The sequence below is a fragment of the Haloactinospora alba genome (assembly GCF_006717075.1).
Taxonomy (GTDB): domain Bacteria; phylum Actinomycetota; class Actinomycetes; order Streptosporangiales; family Streptosporangiaceae; genus Haloactinospora; species Haloactinospora alba.
The window spans coordinates 1,490,031-1,510,941 of record NZ_VFQC01000001.1; the positions used below are offsets into that span (position 1 = coordinate 1,490,031).

The 20,911-nt window shown below is 66.5% G+C and carries 17 protein-coding genes and 1 tRNA gene; 13 read left to right on the forward strand and 5 right to left on the reverse strand.

What is annotated here, in order from left to right:
* Positions 1–48 precede the first annotated feature (48 nt).
* The 4 genes from FHX37_RS06735 to pyk all read left to right on the forward strand — a co-directional run bounded on the left by FHX37_RS06735 (position 49) and on the right by pyk (position 3,702).
* Positions 49–447 (forward strand): DUF2784 domain-containing protein, encoded by a 399-nt coding sequence (locus FHX37_RS06735; RefSeq protein WP_141922831.1) that lies wholly within the window; start codon positions 49–51, stop codon positions 445–447.
* 130 nt (positions 448–577) lie between these two features.
* Positions 578–1,471, forward strand: a complete 894-nt coding sequence (locus tag FHX37_RS06740; RefSeq protein ID WP_141925067.1) for a prenyltransferase — start codon at positions 578–580, stop codon at positions 1,469–1,471.
* Positions 1,472–1,645: 174 nt separating this feature from the next.
* Entirely contained in the window at positions 1,646–2,200 is a 555-nt protein-coding gene (locus FHX37_RS06745) for a type 1 glutamine amidotransferase domain-containing protein (protein WP_141922833.1), read from the forward strand.
* Positions 2,201–2,271: 71 nt separating this feature from the next.
* The gene (gene pyk, locus FHX37_RS06750; RefSeq protein ID WP_141922835.1) at positions 2,272–3,702 is read left to right on the forward strand and encodes a pyruvate kinase; all 1,431 of its coding nucleotides are present in this window, start codon (positions 2,272–2,274) and stop codon (positions 3,700–3,702) included.
* A gap of 434 nt (positions 3,703–4,136) precedes the next feature.
* Here the strand turns inward: pyk and FHX37_RS06755 are convergent, their stop codons facing one another.
* Positions 4,137–5,093, reverse strand: a complete 957-nt coding sequence (locus FHX37_RS06755; RefSeq protein ID WP_141922837.1) for a DUF1266 domain-containing protein — start codon at positions 5,091–5,093, stop codon at positions 4,137–4,139.
* Positions 5,094–5,369: 276 nt separating this feature from the next.
* A tRNA-Leu gene (locus FHX37_RS06760) sits at positions 5,370–5,452 on the reverse strand.
* A gap of 108 nt (positions 5,453–5,560) precedes the next feature.
* Here FHX37_RS06760 and FHX37_RS06765 point away from each other — a divergent pair.
* The 5 genes from FHX37_RS06765 (at position 5,561) to FHX37_RS06785 (ending at position 11,349) form a co-directional block, all read left to right on the forward strand.
* Complete coding sequence (locus tag FHX37_RS06765; RefSeq protein ID WP_170181514.1) at positions 5,561–6,157, forward strand: ANTAR domain-containing response regulator; 597 nt, start codon at positions 5,561–5,563, stop codon at positions 6,155–6,157.
* A 670-nt stretch (positions 6,158–6,827) separates the two neighbouring features.
* Positions 6,828–8,267 (forward strand): ABC transporter permease subunit, encoded by a 1,440-nt coding sequence (locus tag FHX37_RS06770; protein ID WP_246062153.1) that lies wholly within the window; start codon positions 6,828–6,830, stop codon positions 8,265–8,267.
* Between the two features lie 9 nt (positions 8,268–8,276).
* The gene (locus tag FHX37_RS06775; RefSeq protein WP_141922840.1) at positions 8,277–9,251 is read left to right on the forward strand and encodes a branched-chain amino acid ABC transporter permease; all 975 of its coding nucleotides are present in this window, start codon (positions 8,277–8,279) and stop codon (positions 9,249–9,251) included.
* Positions 9,252–9,303: 52 nt separating this feature from the next.
* On the forward strand, positions 9,304–10,110 hold the full coding sequence (locus tag FHX37_RS06780; RefSeq protein ID WP_141925069.1) for an ABC transporter ATP-binding protein: 807 nt from the start codon (positions 9,304–9,306) through the stop codon (positions 10,108–10,110).
* Positions 10,111–10,560: 450 nt separating this feature from the next.
* Positions 10,561–11,349, forward strand: a complete 789-nt coding sequence (locus FHX37_RS06785) for an ABC transporter ATP-binding protein (protein WP_394344513.1) — start codon at positions 10,561–10,563, stop codon at positions 11,347–11,349.
* 79 nt (positions 11,350–11,428) lie between these two features.
* Here the strand turns inward: FHX37_RS06785 and FHX37_RS06790 are convergent, their stop codons facing one another.
* Together FHX37_RS06790 and FHX37_RS06795 are read right to left on the reverse strand one after the other, a co-directional pair.
* Positions 11,429–12,640 carry an ABC transporter substrate-binding protein gene (locus FHX37_RS06790; protein ID WP_141922845.1) on the reverse strand — a complete coding sequence of 404 codons (1,212 nt, stop codon included), beginning with the start codon at positions 12,638–12,640 and terminating at the stop codon, positions 11,429–11,431.
* Between the two features lie 298 nt (positions 12,641–12,938).
* Positions 12,939–13,355: a PaaI family thioesterase gene (locus FHX37_RS06795; RefSeq protein ID WP_141922847.1), complete on the reverse strand. Its 417-nt coding sequence runs from the start codon at positions 13,353–13,355 to the stop codon at positions 12,939–12,941.
* A 408-nt stretch (positions 13,356–13,763) separates the two neighbouring features.
* Between FHX37_RS06795 and polA the strand changes: the two genes are divergently transcribed.
* From polA to coaE, 4 genes are all read left to right on the forward strand, one after another.
* A complete protein-coding gene (gene polA, locus FHX37_RS06800) occupies positions 13,764–16,508 on the forward strand; it encodes a DNA polymerase I (protein ID WP_141922849.1) in 2,745 nt (914 codons plus the stop codon).
* A gap of 221 nt (positions 16,509–16,729) precedes the next feature.
* On the forward strand, positions 16,730–17,158 hold the full coding sequence (gene arfB / locus FHX37_RS06805) for an alternative ribosome rescue aminoacyl-tRNA hydrolase ArfB (protein WP_246062154.1): 429 nt from the start codon (positions 16,730–16,732) through the stop codon (positions 17,156–17,158).
* A gap of 379 nt (positions 17,159–17,537) precedes the next feature.
* Positions 17,538–19,100 (forward strand): 30S ribosomal protein S1, encoded by a 1,563-nt coding sequence (gene rpsA / locus FHX37_RS06810; RefSeq protein WP_141922853.1) that lies wholly within the window; start codon positions 17,538–17,540, stop codon positions 19,098–19,100.
* A gap of 149 nt (positions 19,101–19,249) precedes the next feature.
* On the forward strand, positions 19,250–19,843 hold the full coding sequence (gene coaE / locus FHX37_RS06815; protein WP_141922854.1) for a dephospho-CoA kinase: 594 nt from the start codon (positions 19,250–19,252) through the stop codon (positions 19,841–19,843).
* 49 nt (positions 19,844–19,892) lie between these two features.
* Here coaE and FHX37_RS23970 read toward each other — a convergent pair whose 3' ends face one another.
* Complete coding sequence (locus FHX37_RS23970; protein ID WP_141922856.1) at positions 19,893–20,894, reverse strand: TIGR00730 family Rossman fold protein; 1,002 nt, start codon at positions 20,892–20,894, stop codon at positions 19,893–19,895.
* Positions 20,895–20,911 lie beyond the last annotated feature (17 nt).

The window sequence follows — 20,911 nt, forward strand, 5'->3', positions numbered from 1 at the left end:
TACACCAACGGATGCCCGGACAGCCGTTCGCCGCGTAGCGTCGAGGTTATGGGGTACCAGATCATCGGCGAGGCCGCGATGGTACTGCACTTCGCCTTCCTCGCCTACCTCGCCGTCGGTGGGTTCCTGGCCTGGCGCTGGCCGAAAGCGTTCTGGCCGCATCTGGTGTGCGCAGTGAACGCCGGGGGAATCATCACCATCCAATGGCCGTGCCCGTTGACCACAGTGGAGAACTGGGCCCGCCTCCGCGCCGGTGACGAAGGGCTCCCCACCGGCTTTATCGATCATTACCTAACGGGGGTGATCTATCCGGAGGAACACCTTCTGACCTCTCGGATTCTCCTCGGGGTGGTCATAGGGGTCTCCTGGGTGGGGGTAGCGCTCCTGCGGTGGGGCCCACGCACCCGGGCCAGCGCCGGGGGAGACCGGAGTGTTAAGGATCCGTAATGATCAGTCACGACGCCCGTCCCCTCCTGCGGGAAAACATCGCAGTTCAGGAGGGAAGACGCTGGTTGAGGAGCCATGTCGTCTTCCGCTGTGGGGCGGAGCATGAGCGTAGATTCGTCGTATGACCACGATGACTCCGGAAGCTCTCCGCGCTGCGGAGCACTTCATCACACGTAACGCACGCCTGCTCGACCGCCACCGGTTCGCTTTCCACTTCCACAGCGGGCCCGCAGCACCGGTCCGTTCCGTTCTGGAGGCGTACCGCAACATCGACGACGGGTACGGAAACGGGCTCGAACCGGACATACGCGGTCATGGTAGCCAGCCGGCCGCGGTCGAATGGGCGCTGCGCCATCTGGACGAGTTGGGGACCATCTCCCAGGAGACCGGTTCTTCGGTGTGCCATTACCTGACCGGGATCACGGACAACACCGGTGGGGTTCCGCCTGTCCTACCCAACGTCCGCTACACGGAGGCGGCCCCCTGGTGGCGGGAGCGGGAGAACTTCGAGGCTGCCCTCCACCCCACCGCGGCGATCGCGGGCCTGCTGCACAAGCACCACATCAGTCACCAGTGGCGCGACCAGGCCACCGCGTTCTGCTGGACGCGACTGGACGCGTTGCGCTGGACGGACCCCTGCGAGGCCATGGCGATCTGCACGTTCCTGCAGCACGCTCCCAACCGGCAGCGCGCCGAGGCCGAACTCGACCGTCTCGCACCCATGATCCGGGCGGTGATCGAACTTGACCCGCAGGCTACGGGGTACGTTCACACACCGCTCGACCTCGCCTCCCATCCCGACCACATCGCCCGCCAGCTGTTCACTGACGCCGAGATCGACAAGCACCTCGACGCCCTTCAGGAGCAGCAGGCCGACGATGGCGGCTGGAACGTCAACTGGAACAGTTGGGTGGACAGCGCAACCCTGGAGTGGCGCGGCATTCTCACCGTGCAGCGTCTGCTGACGCTGCGCGCCTACGGCCGGATCGACAGCTACCTACCGTTCCCCGTCCGCGAGCACTGAGTCCAGCCCCGGCCCGGGTCCGTGGCCCGGGCCGGGGGGAACCGCCCAGCCTTATTCCGAAGCCCTCCGTGGCGAACCGCGCGGTCACGCGTAACACCGTGCCCTGGTGGGAAGCGGAGTACGTGACTCCTGACAGGGCAACGGAAAACTCCCGTCATCGTGCGAGGGGGAACTATGGCTGCGGACCTCAGCGGAGCGACGATCGCGTTCCTCGCAGCGCCGGAGGGCACCGAACAGGTAGAACTCACCGACCCGTGGGAAGCCGTGCGTGGGGCCGGTGCCGTTCCCTGGCTGGTCTCCACCGCCCCCGGAAGCATCCAAGCGTTCAACCACCTGGACAAAGGCGACGTCTTTCCCGTCGACACCACCGTCGACCAGGTGACCTCCCGCCGGTTCACCGGTCTGGTACTGCCGGGTGGGGTGGCCAATCCCGACTACCTGCGGACCCGGGAACGCGCGGTCGCGTTCATCGCGGAGTTCGCCGCGGAGGGCAAACCCGTCGCGGCTATCTGCCACGCTCCCTGGAGCCTCATCGAGGCCGGAAACGTTCGGGGGCGCGAGCTGACGTCCTATCCCAGCCTCAGGACCGACATCGTCAACGCCGGCGGGAAATGGACCGACGAAGCGGTGGTGGTGTGCTCGAACGGAGCCAACACTCTCGTCACGAGCCGCACCCCGGACGATCTGCCTGATTTCGACAATGCCGTGCTCGAGGCGTTCGCCGGATAGCGACACAGAATACGCCGTTTGGAAACCTGGTTTAGACCATCCTCCCCGCAGAACGCTCTAGAGTGTTAACCGTGACACGACGAGCGAAAATCGTCGCGACCCTCGGCCCGGCAACCGCGAGTCCGGATACTATCCGTACGCTCGTCGGGGCCGGACTGGATGTGGCGCGACTCAACCTCAGCCACGGAACACACGAGGACCACAGTGCGAGCTACCACAACGTGCGTGCCGCAGCGGAGGAGAGCGGCCGTAGCGTCGGGATCCTGGCCGACCTCCAGGGGCCCAAGATACGCCTCGGCACCTTCGCTGACGGGGAAGTAGAACTCGCTCCGGGAGACCCGTTCACCATCACCACGGACGACATCGCTGGCGACGCCCAGCGGGCGTCCACTACCTACAAGGGATTGCCCGGTGATGTGCGGCCCGGTGACAGGGTTCTCATCGATGACGGCCGCGTCGTCCTCGAATGCACCAAGACCAGCAGTACCGACGTCCACACCCGGACCATCATCGGGGGCCCCGTCTCCGACCACAAGGGCATCAACCTGCCCGGGGTCTCCGTGAGCGTTCCCGCGCTCACCGACAAGGACGAGAACGACCTCAGGTGGGCGCTCCAGCAGGGTGTCGACCTCGTCGCGCTGTCGTTCGTACGCAGCCCCGCGGACGCCGAAGAGGTGCACCGGATCATGGACGAGGAGGGGACCCACGTTCCTCTCATCGCCAAGATCGAGAAACCCCAGGCGGTCGAGCGGCTGTACGACATCATCGAGGTTTTCGACGGTGTCATGGTCGCTCGGGGGGATCTGGGCGTGGAGCTTCCGCTCGAGAACGTTCCCATGGTGCAGAAGCGCGCCATCGAGCGGTGCCGGGACAAGGCCAAGCCTGTCATCGTCGCCACCCAGATGCTGGAGTCCATGATCCATGCGCCCCGGCCCACGCGTGCCGAGGCTTCCGACGTGGCCAACGCTGTCATCGACGGCGCGGATGCCGTGATGCTCTCCGGAGAGACCAGTATCGGTGACTATCCGATCGATACGGTCCAGACCATGGACCGTATCGTCGCGGCGGCGGAGCAGGAGTCTCTGCGCGCCTCGCACGTCCTGAGCCGGGTCCCGGAGACCACGGGCGGAGCCATCGCGCGTGCAGCCGCTGAGGTCGGGGCTACCGTGGGCGCCCGCGCGTTGGTGGCCTTCACCATGTCCGGGGAGACCGCCCGCCGTCTGGCGCGTTACCGGTCCCCGATCCCGTTGCTGGCCTTCACCACCCAGCGGGGGACGCGCTCCCAGCTCGCCCTCACCTGGGGGGTCGACACGCACTGCGTCGCCTGGGTCGACAACACGGATGACATGGTGCGCCAAGTCGAGAGCGAGCTGTTGAACATGGGCATCTACCAGAGGGGCGACAAGATCGTCGTGGTGTCGGGAAGTCCGCCCGGGACCCCGGGTTCCACCAACTCGTTGCGGGTGCACCGCATCGGGGACGCCATAACGCACGGTAAGTAAACGGGTCGTGCCCCCGTAGCTGCTTCTCCCGGTCCCAGCCACCGGGGGCGCTGGATCCCACGTTCGCTGTTCGGAGCGTGGGGGAGGCGTTTCTGAGAGACCGTTCACCACACACGTTGGCCCCGGCCAGTGGCCGGGGCCAACGTGTGTGGCGCCCTCACCCCCAGCACCGCCAGTGGTCTGCGGGGATTCCCGGGGCGTGCAGTACCGCGGCCCGTACCCTGGGCGGTGTGTGCCACCCACCGTCGAGGCGGGCGAGCGGGGCCGGCGGTGGCGTCCGGGCCGCCTCCCGCGGGCCGTCGGAGCGGTGCCCAAGGCCGACCACGCTCAGGAGCTCTCTGACGGACCGGACCGCGTTGGTGCGGTTGCGGGACGACGGACGGGGAGGCGAGAGCCAGCCGGAACGTGGGCGGTGCAGCGATCCGTTCACCCTGTCACACGGTGGAAACCGGACCGCCGCTACGCAGCGGGAACTCGCCTCCCGGCGCTCTTTCCAACGGCATGTCCCAGGGCAACAGGTTCCACGGGCTCGTCGGGTCCCGGGCCAACAGGCCCAGAGCGGTCCACAGTCGGGACGAGGTGGTGCTCTCCAGCTGTTCCTCGTACCACAGCAGGTAGCCCATGTGGAACGCTTCGGTGAGTTGCTGCCAACTCGCGTACCTGCGTTGCAGATCCGAGGCGATACGCCGGAGGAGGTTCTGGGCCTCGGCCTGGCTGAGCCAGTTAAGAGTAGCTCCGCCACAGGCCAGCCTGATCACGTGTACCGCTTTCCACCATTGGCACGTGCTTATGACGACGGTCTCGGTCGACTCCTCGACTCCGGTAATCTCGCGGAACCGGGCCAGGTGGGCAGGAGTCAGCAGAAGCGCTCGTTCCTGCTCGGGAGAGTCCGCGTTGTGAACGTGTACTGCGCCGGTGCGGAGATCCACCACGAGGTCGGTGTCGTTCTCCGCGTGCAGTTCGGTCCACAGCCGTTCGGTCGCCGCCAGCAACGTGGGGCGGTCGACGACGCCCCATTCGGATCGGAGTACGGCACGGTACTGGCGCCGTAGCTGCGGCCGCACCATCACATCCCAGGGTTCGGCCAGTGCCACACGGAAGGGGGCCGCGACAGCGACCGCCCAGCGTTCGGTGCTCAGGGGGGCGTCGGGGTTCCTGGTGCACAGTACGGGGGTCTCCCGTCCCCCGATGACGAGTTCGGCGAACGCGCTCCCGAGCAGAACGGTGATGGCGAGAAAAGCCCACCCGGGCGAACCGGCATAGACCAGGAACACAACAGCGAGTGCGATCGGGAACATCAACCACGAACGTTTCCGGCTCGACGCCCAGGCCACGATGGACCAGGCACCGATTGCCAGCGCACCGATCACCCCGGCCACCGCGGTAAACACCCGCTACTCCCTTCCTGCGGTCGACAGCGCGCATTGCGAGACTGGGCTCGGCCCGACGAACCCCTGACCTCTCCAGGATCGGGCTCCCGGCAGCTTGATAGCGACCAAACGGACGGGTTGTGTTCAGGTTGTAAGCGTGATGTGACCGGACGGAACGCGGCAGGCCTCCCGCCGTCCTCGCCAGCACGGTGGGGAGAGGCGCTTCGGGTCTTGGAAACAAAAAAAGAACCACCCTCTGGTGGTTCTCACAAACTGCTTGGACGTGCCACGAAGCCGTGCCGGAGGTGGGATTCGAACCCACACGCCCTTACGGGCAAATCATTTTGAGTGATCCTTGTCTACCATTCCAACACTCCGGCGGATCATGTCCGGTTGCATGGTACACCATGCGGCCGGGGCCAGCGGACGGCTGCCTCAGGGGCGAGCCGACGTCAGGAAGTCTACACGTTCTCGATACCCTCGTGTTCGTGACGACGACGCAGAACCGCGTGGTGATCGCGGAAGATGAGGCCCTGATCCGGCTGGATCTCAAGGAGATGCTTGAGGAGGACGGTTACACCGTCGTGGGCGAAGCGGGCGACGGTGAGGCGGCGATACGTCTTGCTGGCGAGCACAAACCGGATCTCGTCATTCTCGACATCAAGATGCCTGTGCTGGATGGACTGTCCGCGGCGGAACGAATCGCTGCGGACCGGATCGCGCCTGTGGTCATCCTGACGGCCTTCTCGCAGCGCGAGCTTGTGGAGCGGGCGAGGGACGCCGGAGCCATGGCCTATCTGGTGAAGCCTTTCAGTAAGCCTGACCTCGTTCCGGCCATCGAGATGGCGGTCAGCCGTTACGCTGAGCTGGCAGCGCTGGAGTCAGAGGTCAGCGACCTGCAGGAGAGGCTGGACACGCGCAAGGTGGTGGAGCGCGCCAAGGGGCTCCTGCAGAGCAAACACGGACTGAGCGAACCAGAGGCGTTCCGGTGGATCCAGAAGAACTCCATGGACCGCAGGCTTACCATGCGCAAGGTCGCGGAGACGGTCGTCGAGACGTTGAGCGGTGACGAAGAAGAGGGATGAGTACGTCGACAGCGGGGAGCGTGCTCCGTCGACGGGTCCCGCGGTACCCCGCTCCGTTCCCTCCGCCGGTCCGCCGCGGCGAGAAGACCGAGGACGGGTTCCGGCCTGGCACGGGAAGCGGTGGAAGACCACTCCTGACCTCCCCGCCGCACAGGACCGTCTCCGCTGCGCTCACCCACGGGCGGGTCGGCGCCGGGTCGCTCCCCGCTTCCGTACCGCTGTTCCCGGGCCCCGTATAACACTCCTGTCCGTTACCCGCCGCCGGCACACCAGGCGCCCGGGCAGGTGAACGCTCCCGTGGCGGACAGCCGCGGTCGGGCCGGCTCCCGGTCGGTGCGCGACTCCTGCTTCGTGCGCGCGGGAAGGAGCGGTTGCCGGTACCGCGCCGCGCAGGAACCACCCTGCGGCCCCCTCGGGATGCCTCCCCTCTCCCCAACCGCTCACCAGGGCTGACCTCCCACTCCGATGAGGGGAACCGCCCGTGGCTCCTCGGGCCTTGGTTGCAGTCCTGTCACGGATATATACGGACTTGTGACGTTTGAGTCACGTGGCTTTAGTTGTGCTGAATAATCAGGCAAAAACAGGCTAAACTCGCGCCGTCAACTGACGAGCCACCGCTTCCCGAGCACCGTGCAGGGAAGCGAAATCCGCAAAAGCGCAAGGAGTGCGCGTGCGCACATATCTCGTGACTGTGCCGCTCGCCGTGATGGCCGCGATGCTGGCGATCCCAGTACCGGCAAGCGCGGATGCCGGGGACGGGGAATCGCTGCAAGGGCAGATCAGTGCCCCGGAGAGTGACGATGAGGGCGTCGAGGGTATCGAAATCCTGGTGTCGCAGGACGGCCAGGAGGTGGCAACCGCCACCACCGACGCGGACGGAAACTGGGAGGTGGAGCTCCCCGACGCGGGGGAGTACCACGTTGTCCTGGAAGAGGACTCCGTTCCCGGCGAGTACGAACTCAAGGGGCCTGCCGGTCCCGAACGGGACGTGACGGTGGGGGCGGACAAGGCGTTCACCGTGGTCTATCCGCTGGCTCCGGAAGGGGAAGCGGAAGCGAGCGACGACGCCTCCTCCGAGGACCCCTCCGAGGATCCGTCCCCCGGCGGGGGAGAGGAGTCCGCGGAGGAGGACGGGGACGGGGCCGCCGGCGCTCCCGCCGTCGACTCCGGGGACCCGTTCGGTGAACAGGTCATCAACCTCACCGTCGCCGGCGTGCTGTACGGCCTGATCATCGGTATCGCGTCAGTGGGACTGTCCCTGATATTCGGCACCACCAGGATGATCAACTTCGCGCACGGGGACATGGTCACCTTCGGCGCGATCATGGCGATGCTGTTCAGCTGGGTGATCCTGTCCCCCGGGGTGGACGCCGTACTGTCCGGAATACCGGTGCTGGGGCTCGTCAACCCGCTCGTGCTCGGAACGGTACTGGCAGTGGTGTGCGGCGGTCTCCTCGGCCTCGGGCTGGAACGCTTCCTGTGGCGTCCACTGCGCAGACGCAACGTCGCGCTCATCCAGATGTTCATCGTGACGATCGGCTTCTCGCTGATCCTGCGGAACGTGTTACTGGCCGGGTTCGGCGCGCGGCGCCAGCAGTACCCGGCGTTCCGTATCCAGGAGATGTGGAGCATCGGCCCGGTATCGATGACGCCGCGCGACCTGTCCATTCTGGTGCTCGCGATCGTGGTCCTCGTGGGCGTGGCGAGCATGCTGCAGTTCTCCCGGATCGGGAAAGCGATGCGGGCGGTGGCGGACAACCGCGACCTCGCGGAGTCCTCGGGGATCGACGTGAACCGGGTGACCCTCTACGTGTGGGGTCTGGGAGGCTCCCTCTCCGCTCTGGGTGGCGTGCTCCTCGGGCTGAACCAGACCGTCTACTGGCAGATGGGATTCCACCTGCTGCTGCTGATGTTCGCCGCTGTGATCCTGGGCGGTCTGGGAACGGCGTACGGCGCCATGGTCGGGGGTCTGGCCATCGGCCTGGTGGCGCAGCTCTCCACGCTGTGGTTCTCGCCGCAGCTGCAGAACGCCTGGGCACTGGCGATCATGGTCATCGTGTTGTTGGTCCGGCCCCAGGGCATCCTGGGCCGTCGCGAACGAGTCGGCTAGGGAGCAACCGTGGAAATTGTCAATATCCTCACGATCTCCCTGGAAACGGCGATAGGGCCGGTAGCCGCCGTCTACGTGCTCGCTGTCATCGGGCTGAACCTGCATTTCGGTTACACGGGCCTGCTGAACTTCGGCCAGGTGGGCTTCATGCTGCTCGGCGCCTACGGCGTCGCCATAGGCGTGAACACCTTCGGGCTGTCGCTGTGGTCAGGTTTCCTCATCAGCGTGGGATGCGCTGTCTTCATGGCGCTGGTGCTCGGCATCCCGACAGTGCGCCTGCGCGCCGACTACCTGGCGATCGCCACGATCGCCGTGGCGGAAGTGGCACGTTTGGTGTACCGGGCGGAGTTCGCCCGGCCGCTGACGAACAGTGTCTACGGCATGCAGGGCTTCGCCGACGGTTTCTACGCCGCCAACCCGATTCCCTCCGGGTCCTACGGGATCGGTGCCGTGGACTTCTCCTCACGCCAGCTCTGGCTGATGACCGTGGCCTGGGGGATGGTGGCGCTGGGACTCCTCGCCACCTACATGCTGATGCACAGCCCGTGGGGGCGGGTCATCAAGGGCATCCGGGAGGACGAGGAAGCGGTTCGCAGCCTCGGTAAGAACGCGTTCTCCTACAAACTGCAGATCCTGGTGCTGGGAGGTGTGTTCGGGGGGCTCGCGGGCGCGATGCTCGCACTGCACCAGCAGAACCTCGCACCCGACCAGTTCATGCCCGAGGTGACCTTCTACCTGTGGGCGATGCTGTTACTGGGAGGCGCGGCGCGTACCTTCGGCCCGGTCCTGGGGACGACAGTGATGTGGTTCCTGCTTGCAGCGTTCGACGAGACACTCCGTTCCCTGCCCCCCGACATTATGGGCAACGCGGCCATCGGAGCGCTGCGGGACGCCTTCGTCGGCCTGGTCCTGGTGCTGCTGATCATCTTCCGGCCGCAGGGCATCATCGGTAACCGCAAGGAGATGCTGGTCAATGTCAAATGACACGAACGGCGGTGCGCAACCCGGGACCGTCTCCTCGGCGACCCCGAACGGGATAGCCGGACTCGCCCCGCAGCCGGGAGTCGACAAACCGGACCCGATCCTGCGTGCGAGCGGCGTGCGCCGTTCGTTCGGAGGTCTCACAGCTGTGAACGTCCAGAACCTGGAAGTGCAGCGAGGAACGATCACCTCCCTGATCGGGCCCAACGGCGCCGGAAAATCGACACTGTTCAATCTCCTCACCGGTTTCGACCGGGTGGACGCCGGCCGGTGGGAGTTCCGAGGGAAGAAGCTGAACGGGATGGGAGGGCACCGGGTAGCACGCCAGGGGATGGTCCGGACCTTCCAGCTCACCAAGGCTCTGACGCGCATGACCGTGCTGGACAACATGCTGTTGGCTGCCCAGGGGCAGTCCGGCGAACGTTTCCTCGGTTCCTTTCTCCCCTTCGCCTGGCAGCGTCAGGAGAGGGAGAACCGGGAGCGGGCCATGGAACTGCTGCGCCGGTTCAACCTGGAAGCGATGCATGGCGAGATCGCCGGAAGCCTCTCCGGCGGCCAGCGGAAACTGCTGGAGATGGCTCGCGCGCTGATGGTGGAACCCTCCATGGTGATGCTGGACGAACCCATGGCGGGCGTGAACCCCGCGCTGGTGCAGTCGCTGCTGGGCCACATCACGAGCCTGCGGGACGAGGGCATGACAGTGCTCTTCGTCGAGCACGACATGGACGTGATCATGGGGATCAGCGACTGGATCGTGGTGTTGGCTCAGGGAGAGGTGATCGCTGAGGGGCGTCCCGAGGACGTCCGGTCCAACAGCGCGGTGATCGACGCCTACCTGGGCGCGCACCATGACGAGGGGTGAGCCGCTCCGGGATCCGGCCGGACGGCCGGATCCCGGAGCGGCCGGGCGGTGCCGGTTCCTGGGAGGCGCTCCTGCGGAACCGGTGCGGCGTTCCCGTGCTCCGCGGCCTCACCGGCGGGAGCGCATACCAGTAGCGCACCGGTGCTCTGTGGTTGAGGTGCGGAGGGGGAACCGGAGAAGCCCTCATCCTCGCCGCCGGACGGGCGGAGAGGATAAACGCCTGCTGGTCCGTCGCGCCCCCTCCGGAGGGGCCACGGCAGCAGGAAGCAGCGGGAACCCGCGAGGAAGTACCGCTCCGCACGCGGCCCGGACCGTGTCGGGATCTCCGCTCGCGAGGCGGAGAGCACGTCAGAAGCCAGGTGAGGAAACCCATGGCGCTCAGGAGGCCCAATGAGCGAGAGCCCCACCGATCCTCCTCGGCGTTCCTCCGCCGACGACGCGGCGCAGGAGATGCAGAAGGAGCGAGCGGAAGTGCTTCAGCACACCGACGACACCCCGGAGGAAGTGGACCATTCCGGTTGGCTGCTGGCCGCTGAGGAGGTGGTCGCGGGATACGTCCCCGAGGTCAACATCCTCCAGGGGTGCACCCTGACACTGGACGAGGGGGAGGTCGTCGGGATCATCGGCCCCAACGGGGCGGGCAAGTCCACCCTGATCAAGACGGTGTTCGGACTCCTGCCCGTGCGTGGCGGAAGGATCACGCTTCGGGGGAACAGCATCGTCAACCGAAGCGCGCACGAGCTGGTCTCCTCCGGAGTCGGATACGTTCCCCAGGCGGCCAACGTGTTCCCCTCCCTGACGGTGGAGGAGAACCTGGAGATGGGCGTGTTCCTGCGCCCGAAGAAGTTCTCCGAGCGGTTCGCCTCCGTGTCGGAGCTGTTCCCGCTGCTGGCCCAGCGTCGCAGGGAGAAGACAGGTGCCCTGTCGGGCGGAGAGCGCCAGATGGTGGCGATGGGGCGTGCGCTGATGATGGAACCCTCGGTCCTGCTGCTGGACGAGCCGACCGCGGGACTCTCCCCCATGCTGCAGGACGAGGTGTTCCAACGGGTCCGGAGTATCAACGAGACCGGCGTGTCAGTGGTCATGGTGGAGCAGAACGCCCGTCGGTGCCTACAGATCTGCCACCGGGGCTATGTGCTTGACCAAGGGAAGAACGCCTACACGGGAACCGGCCACGAACTGCTGGATGATCCCAACGTCGTGGAGCTGTACCTGGGAACGTTGGCGAAAGCGGAGTAGCCGTCCCGCGGCAGCGCGTGCCTTGTCCCCGGTCCCGACCGTCGGTGGGAAGCACCGGGGACAAGGCACGGACCTGGGATCAGGAGACTTCCTGCGTACCCAGCATGCTGTGCTGTCCGTCGCTGTCGAAGCCGTAGACCTGCATGGCAGCAGCGGTCACGTCGCCCTTCCCGTCGAAGTCGATGGGACCGCTGGCGCCCTCGTAGTCGATGTCCTCTCCCTCACGGATGAGGTCACGGCACTGCTCGAAGCTGCTGCACTCCGTGCCCTCCCGGGAGACGGCCTGGATCTCGTCCACGAAAACCGTGGGATCGGTACTCTCCGCCTGCTCGGCAGCCAGGGCGGTGACGATGGCGCAGTCGTACACCTGACCGGCGAACTGGAAGACCTCGAGGTCCTCGTCATAGGCGGTCAGCTCGTCGAGGAAGCCTTCCCCCGATCCCGGCGCGGTTCCCTTGAACCCTTCCATGATGCTGGGATCGTCTCCCCCGACGGACTCACCAAGCGTCTCGTCGTTGAGACCGTCGGTACCGTACATCTGGTCCGCGTCGATCCCGGCCTCGATCAGGCCCGTGATGATCTGCACACCCTCCTCGAACGAGACGAGTACGGTGGCGTCACTGTCCGCTCCCTCGATGTCGGAGACGACCGAGTCGAAGTTCGGAGCGTTCGGGTCGTAGCCCTCGTTGTAGTCGACCGTGATGCCGTTCTCCTCGAGAGCATCGGCGGTCGCGTTCGCCAGCCCCTCGCCGTAGTCGTCGGCACGGTAGGCGATGGAGACGCTCTGGTGGCCGTCGGAGGCGATCTCCTGGCTGAGTACGGGGCCCTGCAGTAGGTCGCTGGGCGCGGTGCGGACGTAGTACTCCGTGTCGTTGTCCTTGGCGAGGTCCGGCGCGGTGTTGGACCCGGAGCACTGCATCTTCTCCGCGCCGGTGACCTTGTCGATGATCGCCAGGGTCATGTCCGTGGAAGCGGCACCCAGGATGACGTCAGCGTTCTGGTCGATGAGGCGGTCGGCGGCGTCGTTGGCCTTCGCGGCGTCGTTGGCCTCGTCTCCGCTCATGATCTCGGGTACTTCGCTGTCGAGCACGCCACCCGCGTCGTTGATCTCCTGGAGCGCGAACTTGGCAGCGCTGATCTGTGGTGGTCCCAGATGGGACAGGTCGCCCGTCTCCGGGAAGACGTACCCGTAGTCGAGCGTCTGGTCCTCACCGCCTCCACCGCATGCCGTCAACCCGAGCGTGATGGCCGCGGCCGTCGCAGCGAGGCTGAGGGCTTTGGTTCTTGGCATTCTTTTGGTCTCTCCGTTCGATCGGCTGGTTCGTGCCGATAGGGCTGGTGCCTGCCCGAAAGGACTGGCCCGCTTAACGCGTTCCGTAAGTTGAGCTTAAATAGCCGGTCCGCGTCCGGAAAGATCACCGGTTGTGTTGGTGCCAAGTCGGATTCATGACGTTATATTTCTGTAGCTGATTGTGGCGCGGTGGTGCGGTGGAATATCACTTTGCGAGATTCATTGAATACTCTTTGTGACAAAGAATTCTTCGGCCCGGGAAGGGAAATGCGGAAAGGAAGGCGCGCTCGCCCGGGACTCACGCGTCGCGCAGCAGGCAAGTGAGACGGGAGGTGCACACTCGTTTCCCGTCATCGTCGGTGATGGCGATCTCCCAGGTAGCGAGAGTGCCGCCGAGGCGGACGGGCGTCGCCGTCCCGGTGACGTGGCCGTGGGTGGCGCTGGCGTGATGCGTGGCGTTGATCTCGATCCCGACCGCGATCTTCTGCTCTCCTCCGTGGAGAGCTGATCCGATCGACCCGAGGGTCTCGGCGAGTACGCACGAGGCACCCCCGTGCAGCAGGCCATAGGGCTGGGTGTTGCCCTCGACCGGCATCTTCCCCACCACCCGTTCCGGGGAGGCCTCCACGATTTCCAGCCCCATCCGGTCGCCGAGGCCTCCGGACGTGCTGCTCGTTCCCATGAGCTCGGCGAGCTGGTCGGCGTCAAGAGTCATCGAGTGGTTGGCGCGGGATTCTCCACCGTCGGGTGGAGGAGGATGCGCCGTCCTCCTTCCTCGTGGTGTGGTGCGGTTGTCCGTCCCGCTGCAGCGAGCGGACGTGCCGGTGGGGGACTGCGGTGTGGGGTTCCGTTGCTGGTGGTGATGGTGAGACCGCCCGCGGCTCCTACCGTGGGGCCGCCTTATGGGGTGGAACGTAGCCCCGGTCGCCTCCCATCGTGGTGGCTCGCGCTGGTGGCGGCGGGCTCGGGCTGGCCGGGAGTCCCCGCCTTCCGGAGGGATCCCGTTACGCCACCCCCTGTCTCCCCCGCGGCCCTACAGAGTACGACGCGGGACCGCGTTTTGCCCCAGGGGATCCGGAGTGGAAACAGCGCACGGTCTGCACCGCATCCTAGGATTTCCTGTGTGGTGACGAGAGATGAGACCCCCGAACACAGTGCTCCTCCGGTAGCGGAGGGGACCGGTACCGAACCGCACCGGCGCCTCCTGCTGCTGGACGGGCACTCCCTGGCCTTCCGAGCGTTCTACGCACTGCCGAAGGAAGGCTTCACGACGACGACCGGACAGCCGACCAACGCCATCTACGGCTTCACCAACATGCTGGTGAAGCTTCTCAGGGAGGAAGAACCAACCCACATCGCCGTGGCCTGGGACCGCTCCGAGCCGACGTTCCGGCACGAGCAGTACGACGACTACAAAGGAGGGCGGGAAGAGACCCCCCCAGAGTTTCCCAGTCAGGTCACTTTCCTGCAGGAGCTGTTGGGACTGCTCGGTATCGCGAGCCTGTCAGTGGCCGGTTACGAGGCCGATGACATCATCGCGACCCTGGCCACCCGAGCGAACGAACAGGACTGTGAGGTCGTGATCTCTTCGGGGGACCGGGACGCGTTCCAGCTTGTCTCCCCGAACTGCACACTGCTCTACCCGGGAAGCAAAATCTCGGAGATGAGAAGAATGACTCCGGGCGAGATCGAGGACAAATACGGAGTCACGCCCCAGCGTTACCGCGATTACGCTGCTCTGGTGGGAGAGAAGTCCGACAATCTTCCCGGTGTTCCCGGAGTCGGCCCGAAAACTGCCGCGAACTGGCTGCGGAAGTACGGTTCACTGACGGAGCTGATCTCCCATGCCGACGAGATAGGCGGTAAAGCGGGACAGAATCTCCGTGTCCATCTCGGTGATGTCCAACGCAATTATCAGATCAACGAGCTGCTGCGTGATGTCGATACGGGTACCGACATTGCCGGCCTGGAATTCGGTTCCCGGGGGTGGGACCGCAGCGGTGTGAACGAACTCTTCGACAACCTGGATTTCAACGTAGGGCTGCGGAATCGCCTGTTCGACGTTCTGGGTGAGCAGCCCACGACCACCGAGGATGCCGACGACGCCCCCACCATGGATCTTGCCGTGCTCAGCACTGGTCAGGTGCGGGAGTGGCTACAGCGCCACACGGGTACCGGGGAACGGGCCGGCGTGGTTGTCACGAGATCCGACGGCGTGTGCAGGATGGCCGTGGCGTTTCCCTCCGGTGCCGCTGGCCACATAGTCGCCAGCGAGCTCGACGCGTCCGACGACGGCGCACTCGCGTCCTGGCTCGCGGACCCGCAGCAACCCAAGGCCCTGCACGACGCCAAGGGGCAGTTGCACGCGGTGCGCCAGCAGGGGTGGGAGATAGCCGGGATCACCCACGACACCGCGCTCGCCGCCTACCTGGTCCAACCCGGCCAGCGGGGATTCGACCTTTCCGATCTGTGCATGCGCTACCTCGGCAGGGAACTGCGCGAGAACGAGAACACGGACGCGCAGCTCACGCTGGATATTGACACCGACGCGGAGAGCGCTCAGCAGCACGACCTGGCCACGCGCGCCCAGGCGGTGGCTGACCTGGCTGCCACCCTGGACGGGCTGATGGCGCAACGGGGAGTGGACCGGCTCCTGCACGAACTCGAACTGCCGGTGCAGCGGGTGCTGGCGGATATGGAACACGCTGGCATCGCGGCCGACCGCGAGTACCTGAGCGAGCTCCAGGAGACCTTCGCCGCGGCTGTCCGGCAAGCGGTGGACGAGGCGCACCGGGCGGTGGGGCGGGAGTTCAACCTCGGTTCGCCGAAACAGCTGCAGCAGGTCCTGTTCGATGAGATGGGCCTGCCCAAGACCAAGAAGATCAAGACCGGGTACACGACCGACGCCGACGCTCTGCGCTGGTTGGCCGGGCAGACGGAGAACGAGCTCCCCGTCATCCTGCTGCGCCACCGGGACCAGACGAAACTGCGCACTACGGTGGAGGGGTTGATAAAGACGGTCGCCGAAGACGGCCGTATCCACACCACCTTCAACCAGACCGTCGCCGCCACCGGCCGGCTCAGTTCCGCTGACCCGAACCTGCAGAACATTCCGGTGCGTACGGACGCGGGACGACGCATCCGCCGTTCGTTCGTCGTCGGCAGCGGTTACGAGTACCTGGTCACGGCCGATTACAGCCAGATCGAACTGCGCATCATGGCGCACCTGTCCGAGGACCCCGCGTTGATCGAGGCGTTCACGAGCGGGCACGACTTCCACACGGAGATCGCCGCCCGGGTGTTCAACACCGGCCCGGAAGAGGTCGACAACGAGGCGCGCTCCCGGATCAAGGCGATGAACTACGGCCTGGCATACGGGCTGAGCGAGTTCGGGCTCTCCCAACAGCTGGGAATCAGTCCCGGGGAGGCGCGCGAGCTGATGAACGGGTACTTCGCACAGTTCGGCAGGGTCCGGGAGTACCTGAACGAGGTGGTGAACCAGGCACGCCGCGACGGCTACACGGCGACCATGCTGGGGCGGCGCCGCTACCTTCCCGACCTCACCAGCGACAACCGGCAGCGTCGGGAGATGGCCGAGCGTATGGCGCTCAACGCTCCGATCCAGGGATCGGCCGCGGACATCATCAAGGTAGCGATGCTCGACGTCGATGCCGCCCTGCGCAACCAGGGGTTCGCGTCCAGGATGCTGTTGCAGGTGCACGACGAGCTTGTGCTGGAGGCGGCCCCCGGGGAGCTGGAGGCGCTGCGGGAGATGGTGTCGCACCGTATGGCGGAGGCTTACGAATTGCGGGTGCCCCTGGACGTGTCGGTCGGAGTCGGTACCAACTGGCGCGATGCCGCACACTGATCCGCCCCCGACCGGGGGGAAGAATTCGTTTTGCGTACGGGTGGGGGTGGGGGATGCTGTGGCGTGTCCGGAGTAAAACCGGCCACCGGCGGGTCGGGAGGCCCGGACCCGGTGCAACACAGCTCTCACGGTCCGGGGACGTGGGGCCCCACCCCTCGGGAGGACAGGGGAAGCCACGCACCGGGGGCATCAGGGACGTGGGAAGCGGAAGGGGCGACGCTGTGTCTGGGGACGTACGTGTTGACTCTCGGGTGCGGCTGGCGGCCTCGGAGCTGCGGTGGGGCTTCTCCCCCTCACGCGGCCCCGGTGGACAGCACGCTGACACGGCCGAGACGCGGGTTACGCTGTCGTTCGACGTGGCCCGCAGCAGGTCACTGGACGCCGCGCAGCGAGAGCGTGTGCTGGACCGGCTGGCGGGACGGTTGCGTGACGGGGTGGCCACCGTGGTGGTGCAGGAGACGCGCTCGCAAGCGCGCAACCGGGAGATCGCCCGGGAGCGTCTGGCGTCGCTGGTGGCCAGTGGACTGGAGCCGAGGGCCGTACGCCGTCGGCCGCCCCGTCCGTCGCGGACGGCCAAGGCGAGACGGTTGGCGGAGAAACGGCGCCGCTCCGAGGTGAAACGTAACCGGGCGCGCCCGGAAGGGGAATGAGTACGGTCACGTCCCCGGGTGTTACCCGCCCGATGCCCGAGCGCAGGGAGAATGTGATAAGGGCGGCATTGCTCCCGTTGCGGGCAAGGTATCCGATTGACCAGGCGCACCGTATCTCATACTCTAGCTAGAGCGTTGTGGACTCGCGTGCGCACGCTCGACCTTGAGAGATCCTTTGGGGTGCGGCGGACAACCGTCGTGTCCTTCCTGGCTTTGCGGGTCGAGAGGGCGCGGCGGCCGGTCAGCACTCCAGGATCGGCGGAGAGGTCGTGGAGGAATCCTCCAGTTGCCTCACGTTCCCTCTGGACAGCGGGCCAGGCCGGGGCGATTCCGCGGCGTTCCTATTCAGTCCATGTCCGTATCCGGAGTCCACCCACACATGACGAGCAGTACCGAGGCCACCTCGACACCCCAGGTAGCGGTCAACGACATCGGGTCCGAGGATGCCTTCCTCGCGGCGATCGACGAGACCATCAAGTACTTCAACGACGGTGACATTGTCGAAGGCACCATCGTGAAGGTCGATCGAGACGAGGTCTTGCTCGACATTGGCTACAAGACCGAAGGGGTAATCCCCTCCCGGGAGCTGTCGATCAAGCACGATATCGACCCGGGCGAAGTCGTAGCTGTCGGCGACCACGTTGAGGCCCTCGTCCTCCAGAAGGAGGACAAGGAAGGCCGGTTGATCCTTTCGAAGAAGCGTGCGCAGTACGAGCGCGCTTGGGGTTCGATCGAGAAGATCAAGGAAGAGGACGGCGTTGTCACCGGCACGGTGATCGAGGTCGTCAAGGGCGGTCTGATCCTCGACATTGGGCTGCGCGGCTTCCTCCCGGCCTCGCTCGTCGAGATGCGGCGCGTCCGCGATCTTCAGCCCTACGTGAGCAGGGAGCTCGAGGCCAAGATCATAGAGCTGGACAAGAACCGCAACAACGTGGTGCTTTCCCGCCGTGCTTGGCTGGAGCAGACCCAGTCCGAGGTCCGGCAGACCTTCCTCAACACCCTGCAGAAGGGTCAGATCCGCAAGGGTGTTGTCTCCTCCATCGTCAACTTCGGCGCCTTCGTCGACCTGGGCGGCGTTGACGGGCTGGTGCACGTCTCCGAGCTCTCCTGGAAGCACATCGATCACCCCAGCGAGGTCGTCGAGGTCGGCCAGGAGGTCACCGTCGAGGTTCTCGACGTCGACATGGACCGCGAGCGGGTATCGCTGTCCCTCAAGGCCACGCAGGAAGACCCCTGGCAGCAGTTCGCCCGCACCCACCAGATCGGTCAGATCGTTCCGGGCAAGGTCACCAAGCTCGTCCCGTTCGGTGCCTTCGTGCGTGTCGAGGAGGGCATCGAGGGCCTGGTGCACATCTCCGAACTGGCCGAGCGGCACGTGGAGATCCCGGAGCAGGTCGTCCAGGTGGGTACCGAGATCTTCGTGAAGATCATCGACATCGACCTGGACCGTCGCCGCATCAGTCTGTCGCTGAAGCAGGCGAACGAGAGCGTCTCCCCGGACCAGGTGGAGTTCGACCCGACCCTCTACGGGATGGCCGCGGACTACGACGAAGAGGGGAACTACAAGTACCCCGAGGGCTTCGACCCGGAGAGCGGCGAGTGGCTGGAGGGCTACGAGGCCCAGCGCGACGAGTGGGAGCGCAACTACTCCCTCGCCCAGGAGCGCTTCGAAGCGCACCGTCAGCAGGTCGCCGAGGCGAGAGCGGCTGACGCCGAGGCGGAGGCCGAAGCCGAGGCTCCGGCCCAGGAGGAGAGCGAACCGGTACCGAGCGGGGCATCCGCCGGGAAGTCCTCCGGCTCCGGCTCTGGTTCCGGCTCCGGCTCCGGCAGCGGTGGCTCGGGAGCCAGCAACGGCGAGGCCGCGAGCAGCGGAGGGGGCGCCCTGGCCTCCGACGAGGCGCTCGCCGCCCTGCGCGAGAAGCTCGCCGGCGGTGGCGAGTAACCTGAAACCCTCACCGCACTGAGCGTTCGCGCGGGCCGCTTCCCCGTATGCGGGGGAGCGGCCCGCGTTGTTGTACCGGTACGGCCACCCGGCGCTCTCGGACCGCCGGGTGGTCGTACCGGTCACGGGGATTGCCTACGATCATGGGCATGCTGCGTGTAGGACTCACCGGAGGGATCGGTTCCGGCAAGAGCGAGGTGTCCGGATGCCTCGCCGCGCATGGCGCTCTCGTCATCGACGCCGACCAGATCGCCCGAGAGGTTGTCGAGCCGGGAACACCGGGGCTGGACGAGGTCGTTGCCGAGTTCGGGACGGACGTGCTCACCCCGGAAGGAACGCTCGACCGGCCCAAGCTCGGCGAGATCGTGTTCGCCGACCGGGAGCGGCTCGAACGGCTGAACGGGATCGTGCACCCGCGGGTGGGCGAGCGCACCGAGGAGCTCATGGAACAGGCGCCGCCCGACGCGGTCGTGGTCTACGACGTCCCGCTGCTGGTCGAGAACGAGCTGCAGGCGATGTACGACGTGGTCGTCGTGGTCGACACGCCCGAGGACGCCCAGATCCAGCGGGTCATGACCAACCGGGACATGACCGAGGAGCAGGCTCGCGCGCGGGTGCGGGCCCAGGCGCCCCGGGAGCGGCGCCGCGCTGCGGCTGACATCGTGATCGACAACTCCGGTGGCCTGGACGACCTGTCCCGCCAGGTCGCCGACGTCTGGGAGCGGTTGCGCAAGCGAGCCTGACGCGGGCCACCGTCCATCTCGGGACCCATTGGAACCGGTCGCGCTCAGCTCACCCCAGCATGCCCTGTGCCGACAACTGGTCCATGACCAGCCGGACGCCGGGGGCGCACAGTGCGCGCTCGGCGTGGGACAGCCAGGCCAGCTCGGCGATCTCCCCCTGCTCGGTGGGGTCACCGTCGCCCTCGCCGGTGAAGCAGGCCAGGCGTACCCGGGTGCCCTCAGGGTAGCCGTGCGCGTCCTCGTGGACGACGGTGAACGGGGCGACGCTCTCCGGGCGCAACCGGACGGACGTCTCCTCCTTGACCTCGCGCACCACCGCCGTGACGTCGCTCTCTCCGGGCTCGCGCTTGCCGCCGGGCAGGTAGAAGAGGTCGCTGCCCTCGGTGCGGGCCGCGAGCATCCGGCCATGGCGGACGTGGACCCAGGCGAGCACGTCCAGGGGTGGCCGGGCGGGTGCGGTGCTCTCCACCGAGGGGCCGGGGACCTCCCCTCGGGGCGCCGAAGACCAGTAATGGCCGATCCTCTCCAGGAGGGATGCGGGGTCGCTGTCGAACAGCAGCATGTCCCGGGACCCGGTGGGGAGGAACCCCTCGCCGACCATGTGGGACACGAATGCCCGCAGCGGCTGGTAGAACCCCTCGACGTCGAGCAGGGCCAGGGGTTTGCGGTGCAGACCGAGGTGTCCCCACGTCCAGACCTCGAAGAGTTCCTCCAGGGTCCCGATACCGCCGGGCAGCGCGATGAACCCGTCAGCGAGCTCGGCCATGAGGGCCTTGCGCTCGTGCATGTCGGCGACGACCCTGAGGTCGGTGATCCCCTGGTGGGCGAGCTCGCGTTCCACCAGCTGGCCGGGGATGACACCGGTGACCTCGCCGCCGGCGCCGAGCGCGGCGTCGGCGACCGCACCCATGATTCCGGCGCGGCCACCGCCGTAGACCAGGCCGATCCCGCGCCGTGCCAGGGAGGTGCCGAGTTCACGCGCCGCGGCGGCGTAGCGCTCGCCACGCCCGGTCGAGGAGCCGCAGAAGACACAGATTCGCACCCGCGTCATCCTAGTGTCCTCCCGGC

Coding starts and splice junctions, on each gene's coding strand:
- coaE (WP_141922854.1), top strand. CDS start 19,250: ATGCTGCGTGTAGGACTCACCGGAGGGATCGGTTCCGGCAAGAGCGAG.
- FHX37_RS06790 (WP_141922845.1), bottom strand. CDS start 12,640: ATGCCAAGAACCAAAGCCCTCAGCCTCGCTGCGACGGCCGCGGCCATC.
- FHX37_RS06785 (WP_394344513.1), top strand. CDS start 10,561: ATGCAGAAGGAGCGAGCGGAAGTGCTTCAGCACACCGACGACACCCCG.
- FHX37_RS06795 (WP_141922847.1), bottom strand. CDS start 13,355: ATGACTCTTGACGCCGACCAGCTCGCCGAGCTCATGGGAACGAGCAGC.
- FHX37_RS06740 (WP_141925067.1), top strand. CDS start 578: ATGACTCCGGAAGCTCTCCGCGCTGCGGAGCACTTCATCACACGTAAC.
- FHX37_RS06745 (WP_141922833.1), top strand. CDS start 1,646: ATGGCTGCGGACCTCAGCGGAGCGACGATCGCGTTCCTCGCAGCGCCG.
- FHX37_RS23970 (WP_141922856.1), bottom strand. CDS start 20,894: ATGACGCGGGTGCGAATCTGTGTCTTCTGCGGCTCCTCGACCGGGCGT.
- FHX37_RS06735 (WP_141922831.1), top strand. CDS start 49: ATGGGGTACCAGATCATCGGCGAGGCCGCGATGGTACTGCACTTCGCC.
- rpsA (WP_141922853.1), top strand. CDS start 17,538: ATGACGAGCAGTACCGAGGCCACCTCGACACCCCAGGTAGCGGTCAAC.